A 17,597-nucleotide genomic window follows, 5' to 3' on the forward strand; every position below is an offset into this window, starting at 1 on the left:
CCCAGGCTGGCCTCTGCCACCGTCATGGCCCCCAGTCGCGTCACCCGTCGCACCTCACGGCGGCCCGACGGGGCGGCGATCAGCCGGTCCTCGACGCTCAGCAGCCGCGCGAAATCCTCCGCAATGGTCTCCCCGTCCAGCGGCGCGGCCAGCCGGATGCGGTCCCGCGCATCGCGCCCCCCGCCCAGCTCGCCCACCGCCAGCCATGCATGCCGCGCCAGCGCATCGGTCGGCTCCACGAACGCCCCGCGCCCGGACGCCAGCTGATACTCCCCCGCCTTGCCCCGCGCCTTCGCAATGCGGTCCGGAAACGCCTCGGCCAGCAGACGGCCCGGCGAAACCTCCCCGCCCCTTCGGCCGCCCCCCGCCGCCTTCGCCCAGCGCTCCGCCAGCGCCCGCGCGTCCTTCGCCCGCGACGACCCGTCCCGCTCCAGCCGCCGCAGCCGCTCGCCCAGATCCGCGTCCTCCCCGCCCAGCCCCGGCTCGCTGAGCAGGGCTGCCACGCGGGCGGCGGTCAGGGCGTCGCCTTCATCGGCGCCGAAGGCCGCCATGTGCGCCAGCCGCGGCGACAGGGGGATGGCGGCGATCCGCTCCCCGTGCGGGGTCAGGCCGCCCGCCTCGTCCAGCGCCCCCAGCCGGGTCAGCACCGCCCGCGCCTCGGCGAACGCCCCCGCCGGCGGCGGGTCCAGCAGGGCAAGATCCTCCACCGATCGCGCCCCCCACCGCGCCAGATCCAGCGCGAACCCGGTCAGGTCCGCCTCAAGGATTTCGGGCCGCTGATGGGGCATCAGGCCCCGGGTCTGTTCGGCGTCCCACAGGCGGTAGCAGACCCCCGGCTCGGTCCGGCCCGCCCGGCCCCGCCGCTGGTCCGCCGACGAGCGGCTCACCGGCACGGTGGCCAGCCGGGTCAGGCCGCTGGCCGGGTCGAAACGAGGGACCCGCGACAGCCCGGCGTCGATCACCACCCGCACCCCCTGGATGGTCAGGCTGGTCTCGGCGATGGCGGTGGCCAGCACGATCTTGCGCACGCCCTCCGGCGCCGGCTCGATGGCCCGGTCCTGATCCCGCCGGTCCAGCGCCCCGTACAGCGGCGCCAGGATCAGCCGGTCGTTCTCCAGCGGCGCCAGCCGCTCATGCACCCGCCGGATCTCCCCCTGCCCCGGCAGGAACACCAGCATGGAGCCCGTCTCTTCAGTGAGCGCCAGCCGCACCGCGCGCGCTGTCGCATCCTCGATCCGCTCGGCCGGATTGCGGCCCGGATAGCGGGTCTCCACCGGGAACATGCGCCCCTGCGATTCAATCACCGGCGCGTCGTCCAGCAGCGCCGCGATCCCCACCTGATCCAGGGTCGCCGACATCACCAGCAACCGCAGGTCGTCCCGCAGCAGCCCCTGCGCCTCCCGCGCCAGCGCCAGCCCCAGATCGGCGTCCAGACTGCGTTCGTGGAACTCGTCGAACAGCACCGCCCCGATCCCCTCCAGACCGGGGTCGGACAGGATCATGCGTGTGAACACGCCCTCGGTGATGACCTCGATGCGGGTGGCGGCGCTGACCTTCGTCTGGGCCCGGGTCCGGTAGCCCACGGTCTGGCCCGCCGGCTCGCCCAGCGTCTGCGCCATGCGCTCGGCCGCCGCCCGCGCCGCCAGCCGACGCGGCTCCAGCACCAGCACCTTGCGCCCGTCCAGCCACGGCTGGTCCAGCAGCGCCAGCGGCACCACCGTGGTCTTGCCCGCGCCCGGCGGCGCCGACAGGACCACCGCATTGCGCGCGGCCAGCGCCGCCTTCAGCGGCTCGAGAACCTCATGGATGGGCAGCATGGGCCGTCCCTACACGCGGATTGCGCCGCGCGACAGACGGCCCGTCGCCGACCTCAGCCCAACAGGCCGGGGAACAGGCCGATCACCAGGATCGCGGCCACCGCCAGCGGGCAGACCCAGGCGATCAGGAACCGCCACATGCCCAGCACCGGTCCGGACAGGCCCGTCTCGGCGTTCACCAGCTTGCGGTCCGCGAACCAGCCGATGAAGACCGCCGTGATCAGGCCCGACAGGGGCAGGAAGAGTTTCGAGGTGATGCCGTCGATGGCGTCGAACCAGCCCGCGTTCTCGAAGCCCGGCACGAACGGAATGGGCCGCTGGTCCGCCAGGATGTTGAACGACAGGGCCGACAGCAGGCCGATCAGGAACACGATGGTTCCCATCATCACCGCCGCCTTGAAGCGCGACATGCGGAACTTCTCCGTCACCCAGGACACCGAAATCTCCAGCAGGGAGACCGACGACGTCAGGGCCGCGAAGAAGGCGAGGACGAAGAAAGCCAGGCCCACGAGCGCCCCGCCCGGCATGGCGTGGAAGGCCGCCGGCAGGGTCTGGAACATCAGGGTCGGGCCGGCGTTCGGCTCCAGCCCGACGCTGAACACGATCGGGAAGATGGCCAGACCGGCGATGATCGCCACGCCGGAGTCGGCGAAGGCGATGATGCCGCTGGTCGACCCCAGGTTGGTGTCGCGGGACGCATAGGCGCCGTAGGCGATCATGGCGCCGCCGCCCAGGCTCAGCGAGAAGAACGCCTGTCCCAGCGCCGCGCTCAGCACGCCCGGCTGCAGGGCCCGCTCGAAGTCCGGGGTGAACAGGAAGGTCAGGGCCGCGCCGAAATCACCGGTGATCGCCGCATAGATCGTGATGGCGATCAGCAGGAAGAAGAAGGCGGGCATCAGCCACACCGCCGCCGCCTCGATGCCGCCCTTGACCCCGCGCGCCACGATCAGGGTGGTGGCGGCCATGAACAGGAACTGCAGCCCGACCAGAAGGGCGGGATTGGCGAACAGGTTCGGCATCAGGGTGCGGATGTGGTCCACCGACTCGGTCGCATAGGCGCCCGCCAGCGGCTGCCCCCCGGCGATGGCGCCCAGCAGGTCCGCGCCGCTGGTGTAGACGAAGTACAGCACCCAGCCGGCCACGACGCCGTAGAAAGTCAGGATCAGGGTGTTGGCGATCATGCCGACGATGGCCAGGGCGCTCCACGCCGGGCTGGCCCCCGACTGGCGCGCCAGATAGGCGGCGCTGGCGATGGTCGAGCGCTGGCCATGGCGGCCGATCAGGGTCTCGGACAGCAGCAGCGGCGCCGCGATCAGGGCCACGAACAGGATGTAGAAGAAGACGAAGGCCCCGCCCCCGTTCATCCCGGCCTCGGTCGGAAAGCGCCAGAGGTTGCCCAGACCCACGGCGGAGCCGGTGGCGGCCAGCACGAAGGCGGCGCGCGAGGACCAGCGGGCCTGACCCGGCGGCGTCGTAGCGATCATCTTGATTCCCAATCCCTTCGGCGTCGCATCCCCACGAGCGCGCCCTGTTGTTGGCTGGACCTTACGGAGCGGCCCCCGTGAATCAAGGCTTTCCGGTCGGGCGATCGCCTCACGCGAGAAAAGGAACGGCGTTCGTAAATGACGATTGCGTGAACACGGGACCAGGCATAGCGTCCCCGTCCAGCGCGAACGGCGATCAATCGGGACCGCCCGCGTGGAGCTTCACCCTGCATGAGTGCAGACGCCTCGCCCAGGACCGGCAACCGCCTGTTCCTGAAGAAATCCATCGCCCAGATTCAAAAGGAAGCCGCCAAGAGCGAGCTGAAGCGCACCCTGGGTCCCATCAATCTGGTCAGCCTGGGCATCGGCTGCATCATCGGGGCGGGCATCTTCGTGCTGACCGGCCAGGTGGCGTCCGCCCACGCCGGCCCTGCCATCATCTTCTCCTTTGTGCTTGCGGGCATCGCCTGCGCCCTCGCCGGCCTCTGCTACGCCGAGCTGGCTTCCACCATGCCGGTGTCCGGCTCCGCCTACACCTACGCCTACGGCACCCTTGGCGAGGTCTTCGCCTGGATCATGGGCTGGCTGCTGGTGCTGGAGTACGGCGTCGCCGCCTCCACCGTGGCGGTCGGCTGGTCCGGCTATGTGGTCTCCATCCTCGCCGACTTCGGGGTGCTGTTCCCCACCATCATGGTCGGGGGCGAGGCGGCGCCGCAGTTCGCCACGCCTCTGGTTCAGGCGGTCATGCAGGACACCGGCCAGATCCTGTTCCAGCCCACGGGCACCTTCAACCTTGTGGCCGCCATCGGCATCGGCATGGTCTGTCTGCTGCTGGTCATGGGCGTCAGCGAGTCCGCCAACGTCAACAATGTCATCGTCATCATCAAGCTGCTGGTGCTGCTGACCTTCGTCGCGGTGGGCCTGGCCTATATCAACCCGGCCAACTGGCAGCCCTTCATCCCGCCGACCCCGGAGGGCGGCACCTGGGATCAGTTCGGCGTCGGCGGCATCTTCCGCGGCGCGGCCATCATCTTCTTCGCCTATGTGGGCTTCGAGGCGGTCTCCACCGCCGCGGCCGAAGCGCGCAACCCGTCCCGGGACGTGCCCATCGGCATCCTCGGGGCCCTGATCGTCTGCACCATCATCTACATGGTCGTCGCCCTTGTGATGACCGGCGTGGTGCCCTTCCTGGAGCTGGCCAGCCCCGCCCCCATCGCCGTGGCCATCGACCGCATGGCGCTGGACTGGGCCAACGTGCCCCTGGCCGTGGCCCCCGGCGGCGAGCTGAACCTGATGAGCTTCCTCATCAAGATCGGCGCGATCACCGGCCTGTCCTCGGTCATGCTGGTGCTGTGCTTCGGCCAGACGCGGGTGTTCTACACCATGGCCCGCGACGGCCTGCTGCCCCGCGCATTCGCCCTGGTGCACCGGAAGTTCCGCACGCCCTGGATCGGCACCATCCTGCTGGGCGTGGCCATCGCCGTGGCCGCCGCCTTCCTGCCCATCGGCATCCTCGGCGATCTGGTGTCCCTGGGCACCGCCCTGGCCTTCTCCATCGTCTGCTTCTCGGTGATCATGCTGCGCATCCGTCACCCGGAGCTGGAGCGCCCGTTCCGGGTGCCCGGCGGCGTCGTGACGGCCACCCTGGGCATCCTGGCCTGTCTGGGTCTGGCGGGACTGAACTTCACCCCGATGATCCAGCACGCCATGAATGACAACCCGCTGCCCCTGACCATTCTCGGGGTCTATGCGCTGGTCGGCGCGGTGATCTACGGCGTCTACGGCTTCTGGCACTCCAAGCTGGCCAAGGGCATCGACATCACCGAGGATCCGGCCCTGTCCAGTCCCGTGGAAGGCCTCGCCGGCCACGTGGACAACGTCAAGGAAGACCGCGACTGACCACCGTCAGGCCCGGCTCTCCGGCAAGGAAAAGGGCGGCGTCGGATCCGGCGCCGCCCTTCTTCTTTTTCAACGCTGCATCGCGCCGGTCAGCGCGCGCCCAGGGCCTGGATGAACTGGCCCATGTTGCGGATGTAGACGCTGGTGGACACGCCCTCGACCGGGAAGTCGGTGATGTAGGGCGAGGTGTCCCACTGGTCTCCGACGCGGGTGATCCGGTACTCGCCCGGCGTCACCTCGGCGGGGCTTTGCCCGATGTAGGGATTGCTGGTGGTGGTCAGCGGGGTGGACCAGTACCCCCGATCGTTCAGCGTTCCGATCAGCTCCGCAACCCGCTCCGCCGACGGCGGATTGGGATCGAAGCCCGGCGTATTCAGATCCGACACGTCCACGTCCTTGAGCGTGAAGTAGCGCGGCAGCTCGCGCGACCCCGACGCCGCCAGCAGGGGCGAACCGGCGCTGGCCTGTTCCGGCGACAGGGCGGCGGCGGCCTCGTACTCGGCCCGCAGGGCGTCGGTGTCCACCGCCCGGAACGAGCCGTAGTGGATGACCGTGTCGAAGGGATTCTCGTCGGCGTAGTAGCTGCCGTTGGTGATGTTCGACCCCCGGCGGTGGATATACAGCGGACGCCCGTTGCCGATCTGGATGAAGGTGGGGTGGGTGCGGCCCGGCGGACGGATCTCGGCCGGCGCGGCGACGGACTCCAGCCAGTCGATGGCCTCGGGAATACGCGCCAGATATTTGCGGTCCCCGGTCAGGCGATAGAAGCCGATCAGGGCCCGGATGTTGTCTGCTGTGGTGTGGGTGGCGAAGGCGCGCGGCTCGATGCTGCGGGCCCCCGCCGGCGTCAGGTCATGCACATGGTGCTGCAGCCCCCAGCCCGGTTGCGGCATGGGCTGCTGGGTCTCGACGAAGATATCCATGCCCCGCCGGATCGGGCCCAGCAGACGCTCCTCGCCCAGCGACTGATAGGCGAAGATCAGGAATTCCAGATTCTCCCCCGCCACGTCATCGTTGAAGGTGATGTGGCGGGTGTAGTCGTCCTCGTTCTCCGCCAGGGGGAAGCGCTGGGGCCAGCCGCCGTTCGGGTACTGGGCGTCCAGGATGAAGTCGATGGCCTTGTAGAGCGGCCCCCGATAGGTCTCGTCGCGCTTCTCCAGATACATCCGCAGCAGCAACTGCGCCGACTCCGAGGTGCCCGCGTCGTCGAAAGTGCCGTTGCCGTAGCGCTTGCGGAATTCCTCCAGCCGCCAGGCGTTGGCCGCCACGGTGTCGTACCACTGCTGCTCCGCCGCCTCGCCGCCCGTGTCATGCACATAGTTCCAGCCCCCGGCGGAACCCTGGGCCCCGATGATGGCCGCCGTCGCGCTCTGTGCGGCTTCATAATAGAACTCGTCGCCGGTGGCGTGATAGGCGTCCAGGAACAGGTGTCCCATGGTCGCGGTGCCCGGCGGCTGGATCCAGATCATGGTGGGCGACGCCTCAAGCTCGCCCCAGCGGCGCGAGAAGTCCGGCAGGTACGACCAGACATAGCCGCCGTTCACCGCCGCCTCCTCCACCATGAACCGCGTCGCCCGCTTCATGGCCTCCAGCACAGCCGGATCAGCCGAAGCCTGCGCGAACGCGGCCTTGCCCGCGAAACCCGCCACGGCGGTGGTGGCGGCGAAAGCGGACATCAGGGCGCGACGGGAAATGGACATGGGAAACTCCTCCGGGGTCGGTTCTGGGACGAGACTCTGCGGCCTCTTCTTGGACATGCGGCCCCGGCAAGGGAGCCGGGTCAACCCATAGTGCCAATAGATGACACCGGTGGCAAACTTTTGCGGCGACCAGTGGACAAGCCGGTCGATTACAGAAACTATGGCCGTAATTCACGAGAGGGCCGGCGCTTCAAAGGCTCTCCGCACCATGGGATGAAACCGGATCGCCTCAATGATGATCACAGGTTCAGGGACGACAGCTCGCTGCATGCGGGGGCGCGGCGTGTCGCCCCTTTCCCGCGCTCGCGCCGATCGTCACCGGGTCCCATCCTGCCAATTGCCTCGCGTTTACCCATGACCCAAACCCTCAGCCTTCACCCGGACCGCCTGTTCCCCGTCGACCCCGACACGCGCACTGTGGCGCGGCGCCTCCATGCCGAGGTGAAGGATCTGCCGATCATCAGCCCGCACGGGCATACCGATCCCTCGTGGTTCGCGGGCAATGAGTGCTTCGCCAATCCGGCAGAGCTGCTGATCACGCCGGACCACTACGTCTTCCGCATGCTGTTCAGCCAGGGCGTGTCCATGGAAAGCCTGGGCGTGCCGCGCGCCGACGGCGGGCCGGTCGAGACCGATCCCCGCGCCATCTGGCGCCGCTTCGCCGAGCACTATCATCTGTTCCGGGGCACGCCGTCGCGCCTCTGGCACGACTGGGTCTATTCCGAGGTCTTCGGCCTGACCGAGCGCCTGACCCCCGAGACCGCCGACCACTACTATGAGGTCATGGCCGACAAGCTGGGGCAGGACGACTTCCGCCCCCGCGCCCTGTTCGAGCGCTTCAACATCGAGGTCATCACCACCACCGAAAGCCCGCTGGACAGCCTCGATCATCACAAGACCATCCGCGAGTCCGGCTGGAAGGGCCGCGTGCTCACCGCATACCGCCCGGACCCGGTGCTGGACCCCGACTACGAGGGCTTCAAAGGCAATCTGGTCCAGCTGGGCGCGATCACCGGCGAGGACGCCCTGACCTGGGAGGGCTATCTGGCGGCCCTGCAGAACCGGCGCGAATTCTTCGCCGCCATGGGCGCCACCTCCACCGACCACGGCCACCCCACCGCGTTCACCGCCGACCTCGCCCCCGGCGAAGCCAAAGCCCTGTTCGAAAAGATCGTGTCGGGCCGGTTCGACCCCGCCGACGCCGAGCTGTTCCGCGGCCAGATGCTGACCGAAATGGCGCGCATGAGCGTGGAAGACGGTCTGGTGATGCAGCTGCACCCCGGCTCGTTCCGCAATCACAACGGCTGGGCCTTCGAGCGCTTCGGCCGCGACAAGGGCGCCGACATCCCCACCCGCACCGACTATGTGCGCGCGCTCAAGCCGCTGCTGGACCGCTTCGGCTCCGATCCGAAATTCTCCATGATCGTCTTCACCCTGGACGAGAGCGTCTACGCCCGCGAGCTGGCCCCGCTGGCCGGCCACTATCCGGCCCTGAAGCTGGGCCCCGCCTGGTGGTTTCACGACAGCCCCGAGGGCATGCGCCGCTTCCGCGAGCAGACCACCGAGACGGCGGGCTTCTACAACACCGCCGGCTTCAACGACGACACCCGCGCCTTCCTGTCCATCCCGGCCCGCCACGACGTGGCGCGGCGCATGGATTGCGGCTTCCTGGCCCGGCTGGTGGTCGAGCACCGGCTGGAGGAGGACGAGGCCCACCAGGTGGCCCGCGCCCTGACCTATGACCTCGTGAAACAGGCGTACAAGCTTTGACCCTCAACCCCACACGACGCGCCGCCCTGGCCGCGCCCCTGCTGCTGGGGGCCGCGGCCTGCAGCCAGGAGATCGGCGAACGCCCCTTGCGCGGCGCCGACACCCACGCCGCCGGCTATCCCACGGTCCAGGCGGTGGACTATTTCGGCGAGCTTCTGTCCCAACGCACCGACGGCCGTCTGCGCCTGCGCAACTACCCCGGCGGCCAGCTGGGCGGCGAGGGCGACACGCTGGAGATCACCATGTTCGGCGGTCTGGACGTGAATCGGGTCAATCTGGCGCCCCTGAACGTGATCGAGCCCGCCACCTTCGTCCCGGCCCTGCCCTTCCTGTTCAGCACCACAGACCACATGCGCCGGTCGCTGGACGGCGAACCGGGCCGCGCCATCCTCCAGACCCTGCGGCCCCACGGCCTGATCGGCCTGTGCTTCTACGACTCCGGCCAGCGCTCCTTCTACAACCGGGTCCGCCCCGTGCGGACGCCGGAGGACCTGCGCGGCCTGAAAATCCGGGTGCAGCCCTCGGACCTCTATGTGGCCATGGTCCGCGCCCTCGGGGCCAACCCCACGCCCATTCCCTTCGGCGAGGTCTATCAGGCGCTGGTGCAGGGCGTGGTGGACGGCGCCGAGAACAACATGCCCTCCTACGACGACACCCGGCACCACGAGGTGGCGCGCTACTACACCGCCACCGGCCACGTCATGGCCCCGGAGGCCTTCGTCATGTCCCGGCGCACCTGGGACCGCCTGACGCCTTCTGATCAGGATCTGGTCATGGAATGCGCCAATGAGAGCGTGCCCTACATGCGCGACATCTGGGACGCCCGCGAGGCCTCGGCCCGCCAGAACGTCATCGACGCCGGCTGCGAGCTGATCGAGGACGTGGATGTCGAGCCCTTCCGCGCCCTGATGGCGCCGGTGTGGGAGCGGTTCGTCGTCACCGACCTGCAGCGGCGGCTGGTCCGCGACATCCAGGCCATGGAGTAGCCGATGCTGTCCGTCCTCGCCGCCGTATCCCGGTGGATCAGCCGCGTGACGCTGGTCTTCGCCGCCGCCGGCCTTGTGGTCATGACCGCCGTCATCGGCTGGCAGGTCTTCGCCCGCTATGTGCTGAGCGCCTCGCCCGCCTGGGCCGAACAGGCGTCCCTGGCCCTGATGGTCTGGTTCATTCTCCTCGCCGCCGCCGTGGGCGTGCGCGAGCAGTTCCACATCGGCATGACCGCCGCCACGGGGGCCATGCCGCCCGCCGTGGCCCGGGTGGCGCGCGCCTTCTCCCTGCTGGTGGTCGGCGGCTTCGGCGCAGCCATGGGCGTATGGGGCGGCGAACTGGTGGTCCGCACCTGGGAGATCGAGATCGCCACCCTGGGGATTTCCCGGGGCTTCGGCTACCTGCCCCTGCCCATCGCCGGCTGGCTGATCGTCTTCTTCTCGATCGAACATCTGATCGCCGAAGCCCGCGGCGGAAAGGTTGAACCCCTATGGAGCTGACGCTTCTCCTTGTGACCCTGTTCGTCCTGCTGGTGCTGGGCGTGCCGGTGGCCTTCGCCCTGGGCGTCGCCTCGCTGATCACCTTCATCTACATGGACATCGCGCCGCTGGTGGCCTTCCAGCGCATCGCCTCGGGGGTGAACGTCTTCGCCCTGATGGCCATTCCCTTCTTCATCTTCGCCGGCGATCTGATGCAGCAGGCGGGCATCGCCGAGCGGCTGGTGCGCGTGGCCAACGCGGCCGTGGGACGGGTTCGCGGCGGACTGGGCCCGGTCAATGTGGGCGCCTCCATGATGTTCGGCGGCGTCTCAGGCTCCGCCATCGCCAGCGCCTCGGCCCTGGGCTCCACCCTGATCCCGATGATGAAGAAGCGCGGCTACGACGCCGACTATGCGGTCAACATCACCACCACTTCCGCGGTCACCGGCCTGCTGATCCCGCCGTCGCACAACATGATCATCTATGCGGCGGCCGCCGGGGTCTCCATCTCGGTAGCCGACCTGTTCATGGCGGGCGTGGTGCCCGGCCTCGTCACCGGCCTGATCCTGATGGTGGTGGCCTGGCTGGTGGCGCTCAGGCGCGGCTATCCGCGCGGCGAGTTCCCCGGCTGGCCCGTGTTCATGCGCGCCCTGGTCGGCGCGATCCCCGGCCTGCTCACGGCGGTGATCATCTTCGGCGGCATTCTGGGCGGCATCTTCACCGCCACCGAAAGCTCCGCCGTGGCGGTGATCTACACCATGGTGGTCGGCTTCCTTGTCTATCGCACACTGACCTTCCGGGGCTTCGTCACCGCCGCCATGAATGCGGTGAAGACCACCGCCATGGTCATGCTCATCATCGGCTCGGCCGCGGCCTTCGGCTGGCTGCTGGCCCTGAACGAGGCGCCCGACCAGCTGGCCGGCCTGATGCGCATGGTGTCGGACAATCCCATCATCATGCTGCTGATGATCAACGTCATCCTGCTGCTGCTGGGCACCTTCATGGACATGGCCCCGCTTATCGTCATCACCTCGCCCATCTTCCTGCCGGTGGCCATGGAGGCGGGCATGGATCCGGTTCAGTTCGGCATGGTCATGATGCTCAACCTCGGCATCGGTCTGGTCACGCCGCCGGTGGGGTCGGTCCTGTTCGTGGGCTGCGCCGTGGGCAAGATCAGGGTCGAGGATGCGGTGAAGACCATGTGGCCGTTCTATCTGGCCCTGATCGTCTCCCTGATGCTGATCACCTATGTGCCGGCCTTCTCCATGACCCTGCCCAACCTGATGCGATGAGCCCACGACTGTCCGCGTCCGTCCTCGGCGCCCTGCCCCCGGCGGTGGCGCAACCGGCCTACGACCGCGCGGCGGTGAAGACCGGGGTGGTGCATCTGGGCGTCGGCGCCTTTCACCGGGCCCATCAGGCGGTGGTGTTCGACGACGCCCTGGCGGCGGGCGACCTGCGTTGGGGCGTGCTGGGCGCCTCCCTGCGCTCGCCCGGCGTGCGCGATCAGCTGAACCCCCAGGACGGCCTCTACAGCGTCGTGGTGCGGGACGGCGACCGGCGCGACGTGCGCCTCATCGGCGCGATCCAGTCCGTGCTGGTGGCCCCCGAGGACCCGGCCGCCCTCGTCGCCGCCATGGCCCATTCGGATGTGCACATGGTCACCCTGACCGTGACGGAAAAAGGCTACCGGCTCGACCCCGCCTCCGGGGCCCTGATGATCGACGACCCGGATGTGGCGGCGGACCTGTCCGACCTGTCGGCGCCCCGCACCGCCCCCGGCTTCGTCACCGCCGCCCTGGCCGCGCGCAGGGCCGCGGGCCTGCCGCCCTTCACCGTGGTCTCCTGCGACAACGTCCCCCACAACGGCGCCCGCATCCGTCAGGCGGTGCTGGACATGGCCGGGCGCATCGACCCCGGCCTGCGCGACTGGATCGAGGCTCACGGCGCCTTTCCCCAGACCATGGTGGACCGCATCGTCCCCGCCACCACCCCCGACGACGTGGCCGCCAACAAAGCCCTGCTGGGCGTGACCGATCAGGGCATGGTCAAGACCGAACCCTTCACCCAGTGGGTGATCGAGGACCGCTTCGCCGGACCCCGCCCCGCCTTCGAATCCCTCGGCGTGCAGGTCACCGCCGATGTGGCCCCGTGGGAGGACGCCAAGCTGCGCCTTCTCAACGGCGCCCATTCCGCCATCGCCTATCTGGGCGGTCTGGCGGGCCTGACCTATGTGGATCAGGTGGTGGCCATCCCCGCCTACGCCCGCTTCGTCGAGGCCCTGTGGGACGAGGCCGAAAGCACCCTCTCCCCCCCGCCCGGGCTGGACGTGCCGACCTATCGCGGCGAGCTCATGCGTCGCTTCGCCAACAGCGCGCTGCAGCACCGCACCTATCAGATCGCCATGGACGGCAGCCAGAAACTGCCCCAGCGCCTGCTGGCCGCCTGCGCCGCGCGTCTGGAGAACGATCAGCCCATCGACGCCCTGGCTCTGGCCGTGGCGGGCTGGGTGCGCTGGCAGGACGGCGTGGACGACGCCGGAGACGCCTTCACCGTGGACGACCCGCTCGCCCCCGAGACCGCGCGGCTGGTGGGCGGCGGCGGCGGTTCGGCGGTCCGAGTGGCTGCCCTGCTGAGCCTGTCGGCCGTCTTCCCGCCCGCCCTCGCCGCCGACGCCCGGTTTGCGAAGGCCGTCACCGACGCCCATCTCGCCCTCGTCGAGCGTGGCGCGGAGAGCGCCGTGGAAGCCTTCGTGGAAAGCCTGCCCCGCCCATGAGCCGCGTCCTTATCCTCAACCCCGCCGACGACGTAGCCGTGGCGCTCGAGGATCTGGCGGCTGGTGCGACCCCGGAGGGGCTCGCAACCCCGCTGCGCGATGACATCGCGGCAGGCCACAAGGTCGCCCGCCACGCCATCGCCGAGGGCGCCATCGTGCGCAAATACGGTCAGGTCATCGGCCGCGCCCGCGCCGCCATCCCCGCCGGGTCCCACGTCCACACCCACAATCTGGCCATGGCCGACGACAGCCGCGACGCCGAGATCGGCGTGGACGCCCGCCCCGTTCATATTCAGCCCGGCGCCACCTTCGAAGGCTATGTCCGCGCCGACGGCCGCATCGGAACCCGCAACTACATCGGCGTCCTGACCAGCGTGAACTGCTCGGCCACCGTGGCCCGGCGCATCGCCGACAGCTTCCGCCCCGAGGATCATCCCGGCGTCGACGGCGTGGTGGCCTTCACCCATCAGGGCGGCTGCGGCGGCGCGTCCATGAGCCCGGACGTGACCCTGCTCCAGCGGACGCTGGCCGGCTACGCGCGCCATCCCAATTTCGCGGGCATTCTGGTGGTGGGTCTGGGCTGCGAGGCCAACCAGATCCCCGACTTCATGGCCCGCGAGGGGCTTCAGGCCGGGCCCGCGCTTCGCGCCATGACCATTCAGGAGGCCGGCGGCACCTCCCGCGCCATCGAACAGGGCCAGGCCATCGTCCGCGAGATGATCGCCGAGGCCGCCAGGGCCACGCGCCAGACCGTCTCCGCCGAGCACCTGACCGTGGGCCTGCAATGCGGCGGGTCGGACGGCTGGTCCGGCGTGACCGCCAACCCGGCGCTGGGCGCGGCGGTGGACCGTCTGGTGGCCCAGGGCGGCTCGGCCATGCTGTCCGAAACCCCCGAGATCTGGGGCGCCGAGCACCTGCTGCTGCGCCGGGCCGCGTCACAGGGCGTGGCCGACCGGCTCAACGCGCGGCTGGACTGGTGGCGCGACTACGCCGAACGGCACCAGATGGAGCTGAACAACAACCCCTCCCCCGGCAACCTCAAGGGCGGCCTGACCACCATTCTGGAAAAGTCGCTGGGCGCCGTGGCCAAGTCCGGCTCCACGCCCCTGAACGACGTCATCGGCTATGCCGAGCCCCTGACGACCCGGGGTCTCAGCTTCATGGACAGCCCCGGCTACGATCCCTGCTCGGCCACCGGCCAGATCGCCTCGGGCGCCAATCTGATCGTCTTCACCACCGGCCGCGGCTCGGTGTTCGGGGCCAAGCCCGCTCCGTCCATCAAGGTCGCCTCCAACGCGAAGCTGGCGTCGTGGATGGACGAGGACATGGACATCGACGCCTCGCCGGTCCTGACCGGCGCGTCCCTGACCGAGGTGGGCGATCTCATCTTCGCCCGCATCCTCGCCGTCGCCTCGGGCGAACCCAGCAAGTCCGAGGCCCTGGGCGTCGGCGACAATGAGTTCGTCCCCTGGCAGGTGGGCGCCTACCTCTAGGTCGCGTCATCAGGATTGCGGGGCGACCTGCCAAACAGCAGACGCGCCGAACCGCCGCTATGGGTGGGGAGCTGACATTCGCCGCTTGACCTCAGGGAACGCGAATGGCGGCTGCTTTCCTCAGTGACTTGTGCAGCGATAATATCGCGAAGATGTCCGCCAAGGGTGAAGCGTCATTTCGTTTGCGCTTCGAGAGAGGCTTAGAGTCTCAGTGGCGTTCCAACGATGACCCTCTGCAAAGTATTCTGCGGTGTACCGAACGCTACGACCAGACTGGCGAATGATGTGAGTTAGGCGACCTTCGAACTCGTCGAAGTAATCCAACGTCGTAGCACCAACATGCAGCGCAAGCCTGTTGGGCCTGCCGAAGTCCGGATCGCGGTGGCATGGCCCCGGCGCGGTATACCAATCTCCGCGAAACTTGGTCGGGAACGATGGTGAATTCGTCGAGACGGTTTCTGCGGCCCAAGCTGGCAAACATGACGAGAGAAACGTAAGGGCCACGACGACAGGTATTCTCATCCACGGACATTTACACGCGGCCCGGATGTCCGCAACGGGTCGCGTCCCGTCACTGGCATCCTGCCCGATAGTGGACGTTGGATAGCCGCGCCGGGAGCAGACATCGCCTGGGTCGGCTCGGGGTGGAAAGCGGACTTAGTGCACGTCTCCGGGTCTTTCAGGATGCCCAAAGGGCCATTGGCCCCGGTTGTTGCAGTCCGCCAGCGCAACGCCATCCAAAGGGGGCCAGCGGCCTACCTTCGTCCTTTTCTCCGCTTTATTCGCCGCTGCTCGCGCTGCACCCACAAATATCCACGCCAGCAGAATAGTGCGAACCACGACACCGACCAAACCCCAGCTGCAGCCCAAGTAAGCGCCCCTCGCCCCATTACCAGGCCGGGCAAAAAGCCCAGCGTGGCGATCAGGCAGAAAGAGTATTGAACCCTCCAAATTTTGTGGTCGAACTCATGATCAATCCAACGGATGAGTCTGGACGCCAGGCTCACGGTCATAGCCGACTGATGATCAGCGGGACGCTCCCGACGTTGGCAAAGGCCGCCTCGTCGATGTGCTCGTGATAGCCTTCATGGTTCGCCATGGCCGTGCGGAGCGTGTAGGTGGCGAGTAGCAAGAGACCATCCGTGTTTCCGGATAACTCCACTGCGTGCTCGGGATGCAGTGTCGCGACAAAATCCGGAAACTGCTCCGGCCCGGTTCGGCATTTTACGAGCGCCCAGAGCGCATCGTAGATTTCCGACACCGCCTTTTGGTCCTCGAGCGTAGCTGCTGGCATAGTCCCCTCATCCGCTTGGCACATCATAGCAGACGTTCCGACAGTCTGAGATGGGTCGCCAGCAGACCTGGCGAACCACTTCAGCCTCGCCGATAGCCCGGCCCTCCCAAAGGAAGAACTGACCCGCATCACGCATGATGGCAGCGGGTCCCCCGACAGAAAGACGAACCCCACCCGTCGACACGCATCCGGCGGGGCATCGCGATTTCATGGGTCCACGCCTTGGGCCCGATCAGGCTTCAGGGCCCCGATGCGGAAAAGCGCCGCTAATTAATCCCGCTCGTTTCGCAGGCCTTATAATGCCCCCTCAATCAGAGCGCGGGAGGGCGATTTCATACGATTGATACGATTCAGACCCTGTTTTTTCCGGCGCCGGAGTCCGAAATCAGGGGCGCGATTTCGGACAATTCAGACTCTGTTTTCAAAGAGGATTCTGGGATTTCGGACAATTCGGACTCTGTTTTTTTCGAGCCCGGAGTCTGAAATCGGTCAGAGGTGAATCATCCGCCCGTACGCGTCCAGCGCCGCCTCGTGCATGGCCTCGGACATGGTGGGGTGGGGATAGACGATGCCGTGGATGTCTTCTTCCGTCGCCTCCATGGTGATGGCGGTGACATAGCCCTGGATCATCTCGGTGACCTCGGCCCCGATCATGTGGGCGCCGATGAGCGCGCCGGTCTTCGCGTCGAAGATCACCTTGACGAAGCCCTCGGTGTCCCCGGCGGCGATGGCCTTGCCGTTCACCTTGAAGGGGAAGCGGCCGATCTTGACCTCGCGCTTGTCGGCCTTCGCCTGCTGCTCGGTGATCCCCACCGAGGCCACCTGGGGCTGGGCGTAGGTGCAGCCGGCGATGGGCGAGTGAACGTTCGGGGTCTTGAACCCGGCGATGTGCTCGGCGGCGTGGATGCCTTCGTGGCTGGCCTTGTGCGCCAGCCAGGGCGCGCCGGCGCAGTCGCCGATGGCGTACAGGCCCTTCACATTGGTCTGGCAGTGGCTCTCGGTCTTGATGTGACCCCGGTCCAGCTCGACGCCCAGCGCCTCCAGCCCGATGCCGTCGGTGTTGGCGGTGATGCCCACCGCTGAGATGCAGACCTCGGCCTCCAGCGTCTCGGCCTTGCCGCCCGCCTCAATGGCCACCTTCACGCCCTTGGAATCCTTGGTGACTTTGGTCACCTTGGCGCCCACGCGGAACTTCATCCCGCGCTTCTCGAAGGCCTTCTGCGCGGCCTTGGAGACCTCTTCGTCCTCCACCGGCATGATCCGGTCCACGGCCTCGACCACCGTCACCTCGCAGCCCAGCGCGCGGTAGAAGCTGCCGAACTCGATGCCGATGGCGCCCGAGCCGATCACCACGATCGACTTGGGCATGAATTTGGGCGTCATGGCCTCGCGGTAGGCCCAGATGCGCTCGCCGTCAGCCTCAAGGCCGATCTGCGGCAGGGCTCGGGCGCGGGCGCCGACGGCCAGCATGACGGCCTTGGCCTGCACCGTGCGCGACTTACCGTCCTTAAGGGCGATGACCACCTTCGGGGCGCCCTGCCCCTTCTCCAGCTTCGCGTCGCCCTCGATGACCTCGATCTTGTTCTTCTTCATCAGGAAGCCGACGCCCTGATTCAGCTGCTTGGCCACGCCCCGCGACCGGGCGATGATGGCCTCGAAGTCAAAGCCCACCTTGTCGGCGCTGAGGCCGTAGTCCTTCAGGTGGCTCAGGCTCTCGTACTTCTCGCCGGACTTCAGCAGCGCCTTGGTGGGGATGCAGCCCCAGTTGAGGCAGACGCCGCCCAGGTTCTCGCGCTCGACGATGGCGACCTTCTGGCCCAGCTGGCTGGCCCGGATCGCGGCCACATAGCCGCCCGGCCCCGAACCGATGACGATGAGATCGAAGTCGGCCATGGTTT

At 68.1% G+C, this 17,597-nt stretch carries 12 protein-coding genes; 7 read left to right on the forward strand and 5 right to left on the reverse strand.

Annotation, left to right across the window (positions count from 1 at the left end):
• Both hrpB and ACK4FB_RS13820 read right to left on the reverse strand, forming a co-directional pair.
• Positions 1-1,817: ATP-dependent helicase HrpB (gene hrpB, locus ACK4FB_RS13815; RefSeq protein ID WP_409753443.1), on the reverse strand; the 1,817-nt coding region annotated here is incomplete at its 3' end.
• A gap of 53 nt (positions 1,818-1,870) precedes the next feature.
• Entirely contained in the window at positions 1,871-3,301 is a 1,431-nt protein-coding gene (locus tag ACK4FB_RS13820) for a sodium-dependent transporter (RefSeq protein ID WP_409753446.1), read from the reverse strand.
• Between the two features lie 231 nt (positions 3,302-3,532).
• Between ACK4FB_RS13820 and ACK4FB_RS13825 the strand changes: the two genes are divergently transcribed.
• On the forward strand, positions 3,533-5,200 hold the full coding sequence (locus ACK4FB_RS13825) for an amino acid permease (RefSeq protein ID WP_409753448.1): 1,668 nt from the start codon (positions 3,533-3,535) through the stop codon (positions 5,198-5,200).
• Positions 5,201-5,289: 89 nt separating this feature from the next.
• Here the strand turns inward: ACK4FB_RS13825 and ACK4FB_RS13830 are convergent, their stop codons facing one another.
• Positions 5,290-6,900, reverse strand: coding sequence for a pectate lyase (locus ACK4FB_RS13830; RefSeq protein ID WP_409753451.1), 1,611 nt, complete (start codon positions 6,898-6,900; stop codon positions 5,290-5,292).
• A 354-nt stretch (positions 6,901-7,254) separates the two neighbouring features.
• Between ACK4FB_RS13830 and uxaC the strand changes: the two genes are divergently transcribed.
• Genes uxaC through ACK4FB_RS13860 form a run of 6 tightly spaced genes read left to right on the forward strand, consistent with a single transcriptional unit; the run spans position 7,255 to position 14,405 of the window.
• A complete protein-coding gene (gene uxaC, locus ACK4FB_RS13835; protein WP_409753453.1) occupies positions 7,255-8,670 on the forward strand; it encodes a glucuronate isomerase in 1,416 nt (471 codons plus the stop codon).
• Positions 8,667-9,656, forward strand: coding sequence for a TRAP transporter substrate-binding protein (locus ACK4FB_RS13840; RefSeq protein ID WP_409753456.1), 990 nt, complete (start codon positions 8,667-8,669; stop codon positions 9,654-9,656). Before uxaC ends, ACK4FB_RS13840 begins: the two co-directional genes overlap by 4 nt.
• A gap of 3 nt (positions 9,657-9,659) precedes the next feature.
• Positions 9,660-10,157 (forward strand): TRAP transporter small permease, encoded by a 498-nt coding sequence (locus ACK4FB_RS13845; protein WP_409753459.1) that lies wholly within the window; start codon positions 9,660-9,662, stop codon positions 10,155-10,157.
• On the forward strand, positions 10,148-11,428 hold the full coding sequence (locus tag ACK4FB_RS13850; RefSeq protein ID WP_409753462.1) for a TRAP transporter large permease: 1,281 nt from the start codon (positions 10,148-10,150) through the stop codon (positions 11,426-11,428). The genes ACK4FB_RS13845 and ACK4FB_RS13850 overlap by 10 nt, the downstream gene beginning before the upstream one ends.
• A complete protein-coding gene (locus ACK4FB_RS13855) occupies positions 11,425-12,912 on the forward strand; it encodes a mannitol dehydrogenase family protein (RefSeq protein WP_409753465.1) in 1,488 nt (495 codons plus the stop codon). The genes ACK4FB_RS13850 and ACK4FB_RS13855 overlap by 4 nt, the downstream gene beginning before the upstream one ends.
• Positions 12,909-14,405 (forward strand): UxaA family hydrolase, encoded by a 1,497-nt coding sequence (locus ACK4FB_RS13860; protein ID WP_409753468.1) that lies wholly within the window; start codon positions 12,909-12,911, stop codon positions 14,403-14,405. The genes ACK4FB_RS13855 and ACK4FB_RS13860 overlap by 4 nt, the downstream gene beginning before the upstream one ends.
• 1,009 nt (positions 14,406-15,414) lie before the next feature.
• Here ACK4FB_RS13860 and ACK4FB_RS13865 read toward each other — a convergent pair.
• Both ACK4FB_RS13865 and lpdA read right to left on the reverse strand, forming a co-directional pair.
• A complete protein-coding gene (locus ACK4FB_RS13865) occupies positions 15,415-15,699 on the reverse strand; it encodes a hypothetical protein (protein ID WP_409753471.1) in 285 nt (94 codons plus the stop codon).
• Between the two features lie 489 nt (positions 15,700-16,188).
• Positions 16,189-17,592 carry a dihydrolipoyl dehydrogenase gene (lpdA, locus tag ACK4FB_RS13870; protein ID WP_409753474.1) on the reverse strand — a complete coding sequence of 468 codons (1,404 nt, stop codon included), beginning with the start codon at positions 17,590-17,592 and terminating at the stop codon, positions 16,189-16,191.
• Positions 17,593-17,597 lie beyond the last annotated feature (5 nt).

Source organism: Brevundimonas sp., assembly GCF_046299535.1.
Lineage (GTDB): Bacteria > Pseudomonadota > Alphaproteobacteria > Caulobacterales > Caulobacteraceae > Brevundimonas.